The organism is Paenalicyclobacillus ferrooxydans (genome assembly GCF_001399675.1).
GTDB classification, from domain to species: Bacteria; Bacillota; Bacilli; order Alicyclobacillales; family Alicyclobacillaceae; genus Alicyclobacillus_B; species Alicyclobacillus_B ferrooxydans.
Genome location: NZ_LJCO01000030.1, coordinates 25,106 through 40,021, shown reverse-complemented (window position 1 = coordinate 40,021; position 14,916 = coordinate 25,106). Strand labels below are relative to the sequence as shown.

At 51.0% G+C, this 14,916-nt stretch carries 14 protein-coding genes and 1 riboswitch; of the genes, 9 read left to right on the top strand and 5 right to left on the bottom strand.

Translation table 11 applies throughout. The features are described 5' to 3' along the window. The first annotated feature begins 30 nt into the window (after positions 1-30). The 4 genes from AN477_RS05980 (at position 31) to AN477_RS05965 (ending at position 5,529) form a co-directional block, all read left to right on the top strand. Positions 31-423: a Fur family transcriptional regulator gene (locus AN477_RS05980; RefSeq protein WP_054968265.1), complete on the top strand. Its 393-nt coding sequence runs from the start codon at positions 31-33 to the stop codon at positions 421-423. Positions 424-720: 297 nt separating this feature from the next. Continuing rightward, positions 721-1,668, top strand: coding sequence for a sulfotransferase family protein (locus AN477_RS05975; RefSeq protein ID WP_054968264.1), 948 nt, complete (start codon positions 721-723; stop codon positions 1,666-1,668). A 212-nt stretch (positions 1,669-1,880) separates the two neighbouring features. Further along, entirely contained in the window at positions 1,881-3,428 is a 1,548-nt protein-coding gene (gene ppx, locus AN477_RS05970) for an exopolyphosphatase (RefSeq protein ID WP_054968263.1), read from the top strand. Then, complete coding sequence (locus tag AN477_RS05965; RefSeq protein WP_054968262.1) at positions 3,406-5,529, top strand: RNA degradosome polyphosphate kinase; 2,124 nt, start codon at positions 3,406-3,408, stop codon at positions 5,527-5,529. Before ppx ends, AN477_RS05965 begins: the two co-directional genes overlap by 23 nt. Before the next feature lie 73 nt (positions 5,530-5,602). On the opposite strand, the gene AN477_RS05960 is transcribed toward AN477_RS05965, so the two are convergent. Then, positions 5,603-7,090 carry a purine-cytosine permease family protein gene (locus AN477_RS05960; protein ID WP_054968261.1) on the bottom strand — a complete coding sequence of 496 codons (1,488 nt, stop codon included), beginning with the start codon at positions 7,088-7,090 and terminating at the stop codon, positions 5,603-5,605. A gap of 168 nt (positions 7,091-7,258) precedes the next feature. Then, a riboswitch (purine riboswitch) is annotated at positions 7,259-7,360 on the bottom strand. A 162-nt stretch (positions 7,361-7,522) separates the two neighbouring features. Between AN477_RS05960 and AN477_RS05955 the strand changes: the two genes are divergently transcribed. The 4 genes from AN477_RS05955 to AN477_RS05940 all read left to right on the top strand — a co-directional run bounded on the left by AN477_RS05955 (position 7,523) and on the right by AN477_RS05940 (position 10,613). After that, positions 7,523-7,918: a hypothetical protein gene (locus tag AN477_RS05955; RefSeq protein WP_054968260.1), complete on the top strand. Its 396-nt coding sequence runs from the start codon at positions 7,523-7,525 to the stop codon at positions 7,916-7,918. A 132-nt stretch (positions 7,919-8,050) separates the two neighbouring features. Continuing rightward, positions 8,051-8,968 (top strand): heavy metal-binding domain-containing protein, encoded by a 918-nt coding sequence (locus AN477_RS05950; protein ID WP_054968259.1) that lies wholly within the window; start codon positions 8,051-8,053, stop codon positions 8,966-8,968. A gap of 32 nt (positions 8,969-9,000) precedes the next feature. Then, positions 9,001-9,837 (top strand): heavy metal-binding domain-containing protein, encoded by an 837-nt coding sequence (locus AN477_RS05945; protein WP_054968258.1) that lies wholly within the window; start codon positions 9,001-9,003, stop codon positions 9,835-9,837. 71 nt (positions 9,838-9,908) lie between these two features. Then, positions 9,909-10,613, top strand: a complete 705-nt coding sequence (locus tag AN477_RS05940) for a PspA/IM30 family protein (protein WP_054968257.1) — start codon at positions 9,909-9,911, stop codon at positions 10,611-10,613. A gap of 57 nt (positions 10,614-10,670) precedes the next feature. Here AN477_RS05940 and AN477_RS05935 read toward each other — a convergent pair whose 3' ends face one another. From AN477_RS05935 to AN477_RS05920, 4 genes are all read right to left on the bottom strand, one after another. Next, positions 10,671-11,336: a LutC/YkgG family protein gene (locus tag AN477_RS05935; RefSeq protein WP_054968256.1), complete on the bottom strand. Its 666-nt coding sequence runs from the start codon at positions 11,334-11,336 to the stop codon at positions 10,671-10,673. Continuing rightward, positions 11,333-12,814, bottom strand: a complete 1,482-nt coding sequence (locus AN477_RS05930; RefSeq protein ID WP_083486005.1) for a LutB/LldF family L-lactate oxidation iron-sulfur protein — start codon at positions 12,812-12,814, stop codon at positions 11,333-11,335. Before AN477_RS05930 ends, AN477_RS05935 begins: the two co-directional genes overlap by 4 nt. Further along, entirely contained in the window at positions 12,814-13,554 is a 741-nt protein-coding gene (locus tag AN477_RS05925) for a (Fe-S)-binding protein (RefSeq protein WP_054968392.1), read from the bottom strand. Before AN477_RS05925 ends, AN477_RS05930 begins: the two co-directional genes overlap by 1 nt. Before the next feature lie 156 nt (positions 13,555-13,710). Beyond that, positions 13,711-14,322 carry a hypothetical protein gene (locus tag AN477_RS05920; RefSeq protein ID WP_054968255.1) on the bottom strand — a complete coding sequence of 204 codons (612 nt, stop codon included), beginning with the start codon at positions 14,320-14,322 and terminating at the stop codon, positions 13,711-13,713. Positions 14,323-14,552: 230 nt separating this feature from the next. On the opposite strand from AN477_RS05920, the gene AN477_RS24970 reads away from it, so the two are divergent. Further along, entirely contained in the window at positions 14,553-14,699 is a 147-nt protein-coding gene (locus AN477_RS24970; protein ID WP_169787849.1) for a hypothetical protein, read from the top strand. The last annotated feature ends 217 nt before the right edge of the window (positions 14,700-14,916 follow it).

Genomic DNA, 14,916 nt, shown 5'->3' with positions numbered 1-14,916 from the left:
TCTGATTATGACACCAGCGGTGATGATAGCATGGAGAAGCAGATGAAGCTAACCCCACAGCGCAAGGCTGTTTTTGATGTCATTTTGGCTTCAAGAGACCACCCGACAGCAGCCGATATCATGGAACATCTCCGCAACAGCGGACAACGGGTTTCCTACGCGACTGTGTACAACTCTTTGAAGTACTTGACGAATGCACAGCTGATACGCGAACTCAAGATTGGCGAATCAGCCAGTCGCTATGATGCCCGAATGGAAGCTCATCACCATATTGTTTGCGAGAAGTGCGGTCGCGTGGATGAATTGTTGACACCGCTTCCCAATGAATACTGGCAAGCAGTAACGAAAGATACTGGCTACGATGTCCATGACATTGATATTGTGGCAAGAGGCCTGTGCCCCGACTGTCGACGACAGCCTTAGCTGTCCGGATGGAGACGGCCTGTGAATGCAGGCCGAAGTGGCCAATCCGTAGCCGTGACTACCCTTTCCACCTCTATCCGTTGTAATCGAGCTTTCCATCTGCTTCTGCCAAAGCAGCAAGCACGCGAATCCCCTTCTGAATTGTTGCACTCCCCCTTAAGAAGTTTTACACACTCTTTGCACAATCTTCACATGCTCTCCGCGTGAGATTCAAGGTTTCTGGGTATCCTCTTCTTAAACATCAACTGGAAGACATTTCTGCTCCAGGACAACTTCCTTGCGAGCGGGTTAGAGAGGGTGCATCCATTGTTACCGAATTTCTTCATTGTCGGGGCTGCAAAAAGTGGAACTAGTTCTCTCGATCGCTACTTAAGTCAGCATCCCGATATCTACATTCCTCCGAAAAAAGAGGCGCATTTTTTCTCCATCGCGGACTTTCCTTCGCAGTTTGAGGGTCCTGGGGACGAAGGCATGAACCTCTACACAGTGCGGAATCCAAGCGAATATGAACAGTTGTTTGATGGTGTTCGTAACGAAACCTCTATCGGTGAATCCTCGGTGTTTTATCTTTACTATCCCGGAACCGCGAAACGAATACAGCGTGCAATCCCCAACGCCAAAGTCATTGTTATCTTACGAAACCCGGTGGACCGCGCTTTTTCGGCCTATACACACCTGATTCGGGATGGTCGAGAGACACTCAGTTTCGAACAGAGTCTCGCTCAGGAAGAAAAGCGAAAGTCGATGCACTTCGAACCTATGTGGCTGTACCGTGAGCTCGGATTGTACTCCACCCAAGTCAAACGGTATCTTGACGTTTTCGGTCGTGAACAGGTCCATGTGGTGATATTCGAGGAGTTCCTTAAAAATCCGGAAGAACACCTCAAAGGTGTACTCAACTTTCTTGGGGTGAAGGCGGATATTGAAATCGATACCTCAACGGAGTACAACGAGTCTGGCCAACCAAAGTTGAGGTGGATGTACGATTTCATTAGCAAACCGAACGGCCTCAAAGAAATCATCAAGCCGCTGTTTCCGCCAGCCATGCGAGAAAAGCTTGGGATTCGTGCAAAGTCCATGATGCTCACTAAAATGCAAATGGAAACAGCGACCCGAGCAAAGCTGACCAATTATTTTGCTGGGGACATCGCACGACTCGAAGAGATTCTGGAACGCAGCTTAAGTGTCTGGACAAACTGGAATCGAGAGCCGGACCTCGCACGCGTTGAAGGTACGTCCGTCTAGACGCTGTTTGGGTATCTGTAAATGCTCTTATCTTAAAAGAGGATGAGTTGCAGGGGTTTACACTTCTCTGTACTCATCCTTTTTGCTTTCCCATTCGCCCTCAGAGCCCTTTATTTTGTACAATGAAGTACGTACATACACCCATTGAGCGGGTACAGACTCCACGCCGAGTATCATTTGTACACACCACGAGAACGTACAGGGGGATTGGAATGCCTGACGAACTGAAAGCGGTCATTGACTTGGGCTCCAACTCAGTGCGGCTTGTTATCTACCAGCAAGGTCCGCACGGGACAGGGCAGGAAGTGGATAACCTAAAGCAGACCGTTCGCCTGAGTAACCATCTTGACGAAAACAACAACATCAGTGATAAGGGTATCTCTGTCACGCTCGCGGTCCTGCGACAGTTTCAACAACTGTGTCAAGCTTATCAGGTAACCGAGGTCATCGGTGTAGCAACACAAGCGATGCGGATAGCTGCCAATCGAGATGCGTTTCTCGAGCAGATTTTTGACGCGACCGGAATCCGATTTCAGGTTCTGCCGGGTACAGAAGAGGCTCGCTACGGTTACCTGGCGGTCGTCAACTCATTGGCGATTCCAGAAGGTGTAACTGTGGATATCGGTGGCGGGAGTACAGAAATCGCGTACTTCCGCGACCGTAAATTGGTTCATCACGTGTCTATCCCGTACGGTGCTGTCTCTTTGACCAGGGAATACGTACGAAGCAATCCTCTCCCCGCGAAAGAACTCAAAGCACTCGAAAACGTCATTTCAGAACGACTCAGTCAGCATCCATGGCTCGAAGGTCTGCGTTGCCCAGTCATTGGTCTTGGTGGAACTGCACGATCCGTTGCGCGTATTCATCAACGTCAACACCACTACCCTTTGCAGCTCCTTCATGGCTACGAAATGTGGCCGCTTGAGGTGACCACGATTCTCGACATGGTGCGCTCGCTGCCGCTCGATAAAAGAAGCGATATCGCTGGCTTGTCTCAAGACAGGTCTGACATCATTGTGGCTGGTTCAGCCATCCTCGACCAAGTATTAAAGCGGGTTGAAGCCACGCAGTTTGTCATCAGCAACAAGGGGTTGCGCGACGGCATCCTGGTGGAGAAGGTCCTTCAGACGCTGAAGCTGGATATCCTGCCTGACATATTGATGTACAGCATCGAAAACATCCAAGACCATTTTCGTTTGAATCGAAAGCACGCCTTTCATGTCTGGAATCTCTCCAGTCAAATGCTGAACGCAATCATGAAACTGGGATGGCTGCCAGAGAATCGCGACCTGAATCGATGGTTGCAGGTAGCCGCATTGTTGCACGATCTCGGACGTACAGTAAGTATCTATAACGTGCGAAGCCATACCTTTTATCTGTTGCTGCAGGTACCGCTGCTCGGGGTGAGTCACCGCGATCGTGTTATCGCAGCAGCGATTGCGTCATATAAGACGACAAAACAGACCACGGTTGCACTGGCAGAGTACCAGGAGTTGCTCGGCGACGACGATATCAGCCTGGTCGCCCAATTAGGCACGTTGCTCGGACTTGCGAGGGCACTTGACCGAACAGAGACCTCAGCCGTGGAATCGGTGGACTTGGTTTCCGTCAAAGGCAATCAAGTGCTTCGTCTACGCTCTCGGCAGACGTTAGACCTCGAGTTTAACCTTGCCGCAGAATGGCTTAAGAAGTGGAAAAAGGTGTTTCAACGGGAGGTTCGATTGGAGGTCGAGCAGGTTGCCCACTCCGAAAACGTTTGACAACCCGGCATACTACATCAACCGGGAACTCAGTTGGTTATCCTTTAATGAACGGGTTCTTGAAGAAGCTCTTGACGACACAAACCCGCTGTTTGAGCGGCTTAAATTCCTTGCCATCACGAGCTCAAACCTCGATGAGTTTTTTATGGTGCGCGTTGCTGGTTTGAAAGAACTCGTCAATTCAAAATCTAATGCCGTCGACAGCAAGACGGGAATGTCCGCCTTCGAGCAATGGATTGAGGTGTTGGAGAAAAGCCGAAAGTTCATGAACCAGCAGGGCCAGGTTTGGAACGAGGTGTTGTTACCTTTGCTCCATCAAGCCGGGTTTCCTATCGTTACGACAAAAGACCTCAATCGCGATCAAAAAGACTATTTGTCGGATTTGTTTACACGCATGATCTATCCTGTTCTTACCCCAATGGCCGTAGATGCAAGCCGGCCGTTCCCGATGCTGTTGAACGGTTCACTCAACCTTGCGGTCCTTATTGAGACGGATGAACCCGAGAAAGAAGAGTACCTCTTTGCCTTTGTCCAGGTACCTAGCGTATTGCCGCGTATTGTCGCATTGCCGACGCTCGATGGACAGCGTACATACATCTTTCTTGAAGACGTAATTCGTATGCACTTATCGGATCTGTTCCGGGGCAGGCGGATTCTGTCCGCGAGTTGTTTCAGAATCACGAGAGATTCTGACTTAGCGTTGAACGAAGATGCGGCTGAGGACCTGCTCGAAGAGATCGAGCGAGAGCTGAACAAACGTAAAACGGGAGATGTTGTTCGGATCGAAGTTGAGCGAGGAATTCATCCATTTCTCGTGGATGTCCTTAGCGACTGGGAAGAGGTGTCTGTGCAAGAGGTGTTTGAACTTGATTGTCCGATTGACCTGACGTACCTTTTCCGTTTCGTAAACGAGAGCAACGCGGACCTGTACAGATTCCCTGAGTTCTCAGCGATTCAGCCGTGCGAATTTGATGAAGACCAAGATATATTTGATACGATTCGAGCAGAGGATATCCTGCTCTATCATCCGTATCAGTCCTTTGAACCTGTTGTTCGGTTTGTCCATCAAGCCGCACACGACCCGAATGTCCTGGCCATCAAGCAAACATTGTATCGCGTGGGCGGAGACTCTCCAATTGTATCCGCACTGGCAGAGGCAGCTGAAAACGGCAAGCAGGTTACGGTGCTCGTCGAACTGAGAGCACGTTTTGACGAGGAGAAAAACATCGTTTGGGCAAAGAAACTTGAAAAGGCAGGCTGTCACGTGATTTACGGCCTCGTGGGCCTGAAAACTCACGCAAAAATGGCCCTGGTTGTTCGTCTCGAAAAGGACAGGCTGCAAAGATACGTCCACCTTGGAACGGGCAACTACAATGACAATACAGCCCGACTATACACGGATTTCGGGTTGTTTACATGCAATGACGGCATTGCCGAAGATGTCACTTCAGTTTTCAATCAGCTCTCGGGGTACTCTTCCCTCCCAAGACTCCATCACCTGCGCGTTGCTCCGTGGAATCTGGAAGCGGCCTTTTTGTCTGAGCTTGCTGAAGTCTCGGCGCGTTCCACGCTCGAACACCGGGGACGAGTCATCGCCAAAATGAACTCCCTGACGGACAAACATATTATTCAAGCCTTGTACAAGGCGTCGCAAGCGGGAGTTCAAATTGACCTCATTGTTCGGGGAATCTGCTGTCTTCGTCCGGGAATTCCAGGGGTGAGCGAGAACATCCGCGTGCACAGCATTGTAGGAAGATTTCTTGAACACGGTCGCGCTTACTACTTTCACAGCTGGGGCCGCAGAAGGGTGTTTCTATCGAGCGCGGATTGGATGACTCGAAACCTGGAGATGCGCGTAGAAACCATGTTTCCCATCCTGCAACCCAAGCTGAAGAAGCGGGTCATAGACATCCTTGAAACCCAGCTGACAGACAACGTAAAGCGAAGAGAGCTGCAGTCCGACGGAACGTATCGGCACGTCGCTGTTGTTGAAGGAGAAGAACGGATCGACAGCCAACAAATTCAGTATCAAGTCGTTGCTGCCCAAAAGCGCAGGCAATATCTCAAGCCTTTAAACGTCAAAGAACACGACCACGCATAAAACCCGCGGGATACGACACCCGCGGGTTTTTCATGAGTTTTGAATTGATGAGGCATAGAAACTGTATACAGTCTCAGCCGATGGTTGGTTCGGTCTTGGAAGGCGTGGACAGAGCACTTTGGCGCCGCCCTGCGCTCACGAGATAAAATATGATACCAGTCACAATCGGTGCCACAAAAGCCGTTAAATCAGCCCCGCCAAACCACATCTTTGTCAGCGGACTCGCCCACAACGCTCCGTTCGCTGCGAAGAAGGTCGCCACAACACCGATAATGTACGAACCCATTGCTCGCCAGTTGGTTCCTGAGCTGAACCAATAGGCACTCCCCTTCGCATCTGACGCCAGGCCATCCGAGTTGTAATTGCCTTTCACCATCATGTGGTTGAGCAGGAAGATGACCGCCCACGGACCGATAAACACAATCATGATGTCCAGGAAGTTCTGGAAGAAGGTCACAAAGTTTGATGAGAAGAAGATCGCATAGATACCAATCAGTGTACAAATCACACCATCAACTGCCACAGCCCAATAGCGGCGAATACGGATGCCCATGGACAAGAAGCTCATCCCTGAACTATAGGCATTCAGATAGTTTGCTGTAATGTCACCAACGATGACAGCAATCAGAAATGGAATTGCAGCCCATGCTGGAACGGATTTTGCAATCGCCATGACAGGGTCCGCAGCGTACGCTTTACCACTTACAAACGTGCCAAGCAGAATACCAACAGTCATCATGACAAAGTTCGCGATGCCGCCGCCTGCAAATGTTACACCGACAATCTTGCGCGTTGGTGTGCTTTTCGGCATGTAGCGGGAGTAGTCAGCCGCAAAGTTCACCCATCCGTAGAAGGTGCTTGCCAAGCCGATAGATGCAGCGAGCAGGAACGTTGGGAACGGGCCTGCAGCAGCCATATCCTTGACCGGCGTCGAATACGCCCAGTGAACGTGAGGAATAATTGCAATGACCACCAAAACAGCACAAATGGTAAGGACAAACGCCAGAACACGTTGGACAGTGACGAGCGTAGCATGACCAAGAATAGGAACCGTATAAGTCAGAACCAAGGTGATAATCAGCGCGATCACGGTCGGCCCGACTCCGGACGAAGGCAACCCGATATACTGGGCAAGACTCAGAAAGGCCCATACCGTCAAGACCATCGTGACACTTTCCCAACCCACTGCTGTCAACCAGCTAAAAAAAGCTGGGACCCGGTTGGCACGAGCACCAAATGCTGCCCTCGAGATGGTCAATGTTACTGTGCCACCCTTTGGACCGGTTGCCGAAGCATAGCCCAAAACTGCAAACGAAGCAGAGCAGATAAGCGCAACCAGCATACTCTCCCATACATTAAGACCGAGTGCAGTAAACAACTGGCCTGTGACAACGCCTGTAAATGTCAAAACTGCTGCAAACCACACAAAGAACAACTGACGCGGGCGTCCATGACGCTTCGCTTCTGAAATCACACCAATGCCTTCGGTCTCAAGATGAAATGCTTCATCGCGTTGTGCGTCGGCATCTACGGATAAAGGCGAGCGAACAACTTGGCTCACAATGATTCCTCCTGTCTGTCTAACTGCCTAAAATCAAAAAACCCGGCACCTTGAGGGCTCAGATTACCGAGCATACTCGAGGCGCCGGGCAAATTTCCCAAATCGTATCCGTCAGGCCCACGCAGGTAAAACGTCACGCAGAAACTGAGTCTGATACGGACTATAGGAAATGTCGCACAACGTCCTCGTAGTCAAGCGATTCTCGGTCGCTCGGTAGAGACTGTCAGGCCATATTCCCGACATTATACGAGGGCTTGCAGTGACATGAACTTGTCGTTACATGGTTTTAACTCACGGAAAGAGTTTAATCTTGGACTGACGACTCGTCAATAGGTTATATGCCTAAACCTGATACATTTAATATACAGAATTTTGTTTGTATGAATAAGTGGTATGTTAAACTCGTGTTGAGTGTTACAAGGGGGGATCCATGTGGCGACGGATGAATTTACATTCGACTTGTCCGCCGCACAGTGGCGCAAGAGCATTGCCGACGAACGTGCTTTTGTCGAAGCTCTGGCGGTACGCCTGGAACAGGCATTACCAGGCATGGTCACGGTCACACGTCACTTTGCTTTCTTTTCAAAAGACAAACGGGTCGAGAGCGTTGTCGTCCGATTGGGAGATGCCGAATACGAACTGCTGCAGGAGAAAAACCATGCGGGGATTCGGACTAGAAAAGGCAAAGTCGTCCGCGGTGTTCGCTTAAAGTCGGATGAACTCCCCTTCACGGAATGGTTGCGCGAACTGTCTGCGGAGATTCAGCGTTACAGTGAAGAGCATCAAGATACCCGTGAGACGTTGGAGCGGTTTCTTCTCGGAGATTAGCGGCAAGCGAACCTATTTGCAGTAAGATTTCCTATTTACTATTTAATGTTCCCTTTTGCGTCTTTACTATTTCATGTTCCCTTTTACGTCTGATCCCGCTTGTGACAAAACGGCACGAAGGGTGGTGAGCTTGTGCGTTTCTTTCGATTTGGCAGCGGTTCGAGCCGTTCGGACGAGGAACAGATGCGGCAGAGACAACGAGCTGAACAGACAATCGCTGCACTGGAAAGCGGTCAGATACCCCCCTATGTAAGAGAGCGAATCCAGGAACAAAAAGCTGGGGAGTACCCATGGACCAGTGACTTATCTGTCAACGAATGGCTGATGTTGAAACAATACCGCTTGCAACCGCTTGGGATGGTTATGGGCAGCTCTATCTACCACATTGGATACAGTGCCAGCAGCTTCTCTGGTTCTTGGGGCTCCGGCTCCATTCCGGTGATTGAACACGCACTGCTTGAGGGCCGAAGATTGGCCTTACAAAGAATGAAGCAGGAAGCACAATTGATGGGCGCTCACGCGGTTGTCGGTGTTCGATTGAACAATCATCTTCCGGACATCAACAGTCATGAAACCGAGTTTACTGCCTTTGGTACGGCTGTCGTCTTGGAGGGAGAAAATCCACCCGCAGAACCACTGCTGTGCACGGTTTCAGCTTCCGATTTTATCAAACTGATTCACGCAGGGGCAATCCCGATTTCACTCGGCTTGGGTGTGTCTGCGTACTATCAATACACCACCCGAAATGCTCAGTGGCAAACCAACAGCTGGTCAAACCAAGAGGTCAGAACGTTTACAGAATCGGTGTATGCCACGCGCCACGCAGCAATGCAACGGCTTCAGCAGCAAGTGAGGCAGGTTGGTGGTACGGGTGTGCTTGCGCACGAAACAAGTCTGTCCGTGCACGAAGTTGAAGTGGAGCGCGGAGAAAACGATGAACGTACAGATCATATTCTTGAATTCGTTGCCATCGGAACAATCGTGCAAGCAACGAAGAATCGCGCGTATCCAAAGGTAGAAACGGTTCTTTCACTCGGCAAAACGACCTAGTTCTAATTTCCCATCTGATAGGAGGTCTACTGTTGTCCACTCAAAATCAGGATCTGCCGCAACATGCACTTGAGCGGCTGCGCGGACTGCGCAGCCAAGGAAACCCCGAAGGTGTCTTCACATCAGACCTGTCGGTAAACGAGTACCTCTTGGTTCGGGAAGCGGGCTTTGAGCCGATTGGCATGGTCATGGGTAGCTCAGTGTACCATATTGGGGTTCAAGTAGGCCGTTGGGGACAAAACATGGAGCTCGACAATCTGACTCAGGCCATGTATCACGCAAGGGAACTTGCGATGAGCCGGATGGAAGAGGAAGCCGATGCCCTCGGTGCGGATGGGATTGTGGGTGTTCGTCTGAACATTAACCGCTACGAATGGGGCGCGGACTTGGCAGAGTTCATCGCCATTGGCACGGCTGTTGTCGCTCGGCCAGAGTTGACACATGGGGACGGAGCTCCGAAGAGCTTCCGCACGTTTCGCAACAAACCGTTTACCAGTGATCTATCTGGTCAAGATTTTTGGACACTCCTTCGTTCCGGTTACAGACCCTTGTCGATGGTAATGGGGACGTGCGTCTACCACGTGGCACATCAAGGATTCATGAAGACATTGGCGCAGGTCGGGCAGAATCAGGAGCAACCGAACTTTACTCAAGCGTTGTATGACGCCAGAGAACTGGCCATGGAGCGCATGCAGGCTGAAGCGCACGAAGAGCGTGCAGAGGGTATTGTCGGGGTACACATCGATGAGGGGTCATATGGCTGGGCATCACATATCATCGAATTTTTTGCTGTCGGTACAGCAGTAACTCCGTTAAGGGCAGATCATACCATCCCGACACCAAATTTGGTGTTGTCGTTGAACGACTAAAGCGCAACACAGCCTGATCAATCTTCCAACGGAATCGGAAAAGGTGCCGAAGGCACGGGAGGCGTTTTATAATGGGATTGTTTAAAAGAGCGTCAGACATGGTTGAGGCGAAGGTCAGCAAGTTCTTGAACCGCCTGGAAGATCCAAACGAAATGCTTGATCTCAGTTACGAGAAGATGCTGACCAACTTGCAGGAAGTACGGCGGCATCTTGCAGACGTTGTGACGGAACAGAAGGCTCTGGAAGCCCAGATGGACAAAGCAGAGAAAGAAATCGCCAATTACGAGGATTCCGCACGCGCAGCACTGAAGCTCGAACGTGAGGACCTCGCAAAGGAGGCGTTACTCCGTAAACAGCGCGAGACGGAGCATCTGGCACAGTTGCGTGAAGGACATGAGCGGATCGTAGCTCAAGTTGAGAAACTGAAGGACACCGAGCACAAGTACCGAGATCGCATTGAATCTTTCCGCACGCAAAAAGAAGTCACAAAAGCCACCTACCAAGCTGCTCAATCCCAGGTAAAGGTCAGCGAATCAATGACCGGGATTAGCAAGGAACTCGGCGGTGTGGGCGCAACCTTGCAGCGTGCTCAGGAAAAAACGGACCAAATGGTTGCTCGAGCCAATGCGATTGACGCACTGTCTGAAGAAGGCGTGCTCGAAGACCCGATGGACAAACGCGACCGAACGACCCGTGAACTCGACGACCTGCGTAAACAAGCCGCTGTGGACAGCGACTTGGAGCGTCTAAAAAAAGAGCTTGGCAAGGACAATTAAATCAATCATCTTCTCCCAAAGACGACAACGGTGTGGCTGACGGCCACACCGTTTGTTTCACAAGTTCTCTACTACAATCACAATCTCTGCAGCCGGTCCATGAACCCCAATGCTTTGGTCATTCTCAATATCTGAAGAACGGCTCGGTCCCGTGACGAAATGAACATAAGAATCTATCTCCGTCAGGTGACTAGACAGCTCCTGTAAAGCTTCCCCGAGGCGTGTTTTGATTTGGCTTGCCCGAAGTACCGCAAGATGCACCGGGGGTAACAAATGAACGGATCGGCCGCGTCCCCCGCCACAAGACAACACCAAGGTTCCTGTGTCGGCAACCCCGAACTGCGCACCCGTGATACCGAGATCCATGTCTACAAATGCACTCGCTGGCTCTATACCCCATGTCGACACCTCGTACGACTCAAGCACAGGATTCACCAGTTCTTGTAACTCCCGGTCGTTCCAGATTCCAACGCGCATGATTCGGAGGCTTCCCAACACCTCTGACAGGGCATCTCGAAGCTCGTCAACACTCGATACAAGGTGGACTTCACCGCCCAAGTTAACAAGGTTGTCCCGAAATCTATCCACCCGTTCACGCTCTGATAATTCCCTCTGCGACCAAAACTCTGGCACTCCGACGACATCCCGCGCCGGGGAGTCGCCCGGCACGCCGTTTCGGCCCAATCGCGCTGAGACCCGGGTCAAAAACTCGGTTCGCTTCACTCCACGTCACCGCCCCGCTCCGCCTTTGGCTCAAGTGCGTGATTGTGTTGGGTCTGCAACTCACTCTGTAAGGTACGCCACCTGTCGTGAAACGACTGCTTGGCTACTGTTGGTGCGTCCCGACCCGCCGTCCATCCCTTTAAGGGGCCGAGTGTCGACTCAATATGCCCATTTCGGACGAGTGCCTTTTGACCAAGACGGGCCATCTTAATCGCTAAGTTCAAGCGGTTTGGCCTTGAAAATGCAACCTTAAACCCCCTGAAAGCGAGGCGTTCCATGGTTTTTGTATGTCCATGCTCGACATGCCGTTGACGGAGATGAACCAACAGGTCATGCAAAGGTATCTTGACTGGGCAGGCCTCGGAACACGCACCGCAAAGGCTCGACGCATAGGGTAAGTCTGCATATTTTTCACCCTCATTCAAAACCGGCGACAATACAGCACCTATCGGCCCAGGGTACACTGACCCATAGGCGTGACCGCCAATCTGGCGATAGACCGGACAGACATTTAGACATGCACCGCAGCGAATGCAGTTGAGAACTGACTGCATCTTGGCATCACCGATTTGCCGCGATCGTCCGTTGTCCAGCACAATCAAGTGCATCTCTTGTGCGCCGTCAATGTCTCCTCTGCGTCGATTTCCTGTAATGACCGACATGTACGTCGTGATACTCTGTCCCGTCGCTGCACGGGGCAAGAGATTGGCCATCACTTCAAGGTCTGCAAATGCAGGGAGCAGACGCTCCATCCCCATCAGCACAATGTGCGTCTTTGGGAGGTTGGTGACCATATCTGCATTTCCTTCATTGGTGAACAAGACGACACTGCCTGACTCTGCAATACCAAAATTGCAACCCGTAATCCCGACATCGGCACGAAGGAACTTGTTTCGCATTGTATTTCGAGCGAAAGCCGTGAGCGTTTTCGTATCGGTCGTAAGGTTTTCTCCGCCAGCCTCTGTAAAGAGGTCCTTAATCTGTCTGCGGTTTTTGTGAATCGCCGGAATGATAATATGAGACGGGGTTTCTCTGGCTAGTTGAACAATGTATTCGCCAAGGTCAGTCTCAACCACTTCGATGCCATGTTCTTCGAGCAGATGGTTGATCCCGATTTCCTCGGATACCATGGATTTCGATTTCACCACTGAGCGCGCTTGTTTTTCCATCAGGATGTTCATAACGGTTTGAGCGGCCTCAGCCGCGTCGTCAGCAAAGTGTACGTGTCCGCCCGCTGCCTCGACGTTTTCGGTAAATTGGGCTAGGTAGTAGTCTAGATTGGCCACTGTGTGACTTCGAATCTGCATGCCGCGTTCTCGCCACGTTTCCCAATTGCCAAGACTCTCTGTTGCGATGCGTTTTTTTCCTCGCAGTCGATCCGCTGTGAACCGCACAGCTGCCCGCAGGAAATCGTCTTGCAGTGCCAGTCGAGAGCGATCGAGGACGCCTGTTTGCTTTCCGTCGATTTCCGTCGTCATCAATCGCTCACCCCCGCCTGAACCCCTTCATAGAGCAACTCCGCGAGATGCATCACTCGCACCTGTTCTCCTTCTCTACTGATGCGCCCGCCAATGTTCATCAGGCATCCCATGTCCACGCCGACGAGGACACGTGCCCCCGTCTCCCTGACATGCGAAACCTTTTCCGTTACCATAGCAGTCGAAATGTCCCCCATCTTCACCGCAAACGTGCCGCCAAACCCACAGCAATCCGTATCATAAGGGAGATCAATCAATTCCAACCCACGCACGTTCCGAAGCAATTGAAGCGGTTCGTCTTTCACCCCTAACAGGCGTGATCCATGACAGGATGGGTGATATGTCACAGAATACGGGAAAAACGCTCCGATATCCGTCACGCCGAGTACATTGACCAGGAACTGTGAGAACTCATAGGACTTGTCGGCGAGATCCACAGCCTGACGGACACGTTTCGGATCATCAGCAAACATCTCTTCGTAGTAATGATGAACCATACCTGTGCAGGAACCAGATGGAGATATCACGTAGTTGGCATCCTCAAACGCATCGAGCAGCGTTTTTGCCGATGCCCGAGCCTCATCCACATACCCGCTGTTGAATGCCGGTTGCCCGCAACAGGTCTGTGCTTGTGGAAAATCCACCTCAACCCCCAAGTGGTCAAGCAGTCTGACCATGGCTTCGCCTACTTGTGGATAGAGATTATCAACCAGGCATGTGACAAAAAGGGATACTTTCATCATGTGACCTTCTTCGTGTTCATGTTCATCGCGATAGGATTCCACAATCCATTCCTCAATAATCCTAAATATTGGTTGGAATCCCTATGGAGCACTCCCGAGACTCGCGACTAGGTTAAAATCAGTGTAACGCAGTATCTGAATTTTGGCAGGTGTTTACGTACTAAGGAAAACACCGGCCTTATTATCCTGATCATGCATGACTGCATCTATCACGTCTTGGTCTTGCGTTACATTGAGATCGCCATAACTGATGTTCTGGTTGCCAAATATCTGACCATGAGCGAGGTTTTGTTTTTCATGTGAGTCCATCCCGGTAATGCTGGTCGTCCCAATGAAGGTCCCGGCATTTTGCTGTAACGTATTCACCCACACGGTGCCAACTCCGATATTGGTCTGAGACAGGTCCTTACCCTTTGCCGGTTGTTGTTGGAGGATATGGATATCACGGTCATCAATCGGAGTGTCAATGACATCCGGGTCATAGACGTACGACACGGTCTTGTAAAAGAGGTTTGAATCTCCAATATCCCCAAATCCGGAGTTGCTTTTAGAATGAGAGCTCAGCCCGAAAATAGTCACATTTTTTCCGACGTAAATGCCTGAGTTCCCCGATATATTTCCGACACTGATGTTGACGGGCAAGTTCGTCACATCTTCTGGTCCGCTAGGTTGTTGTCCCGAAGCCGTTTGTGGGTGTGCAGGGAAAGTGGGCACCTGCGCGGGCACCTGTCCTGTTGTCCCTGGCACAAAGATCTGTGTACTCATCTCGCTGCCTCCTTCAACCACGCCCAGATAGATGTGTCTGGGTTCAAGTATCTTGTTCAAGCCTATGCGTTTGGTGGCCTATCGTATGCGAACGCTGTCGACGGCTGTAGTTTGTGTGTCCACCTGAACTGGGCAGGGCGGGTGTACCTGCATCAGGGCGAATGTCGTGTCTGTATGCCCCAAGGGGCCATAGTCTGAACGTGACGCCACATGAACTGGGGGGTGAGATGATGTACGGAGTATTCGGAGGATATACTCGTTGGGCGGTTGTGTTTCTGATTATCTTCGTTCTGTTCTTCCTGCTCGTCCCAGCTTGGGGCGCTGGATATGGTGCCGGCGCAGGCGTTGGCACAGGTGCAGGTGTTGGCATGTACTGAGTGGTCCAAAAGTACCGATAAACTATGACAAGGAGTGAGTGTATATGTACGGAGTATTTGGCGGTTACACACAATGGGCGGTTGTATTTTTGATTATCTTCGTCCTGTTCTTCCTGTTCGTCCCAGCTGTAGGAGCAGGTGTCGGCGGATACTAATTTCGTTCACAAAGTGAATGAAAGATTGACCTAGGTCGGAGACTGCTGGCGAGTAACCCGCG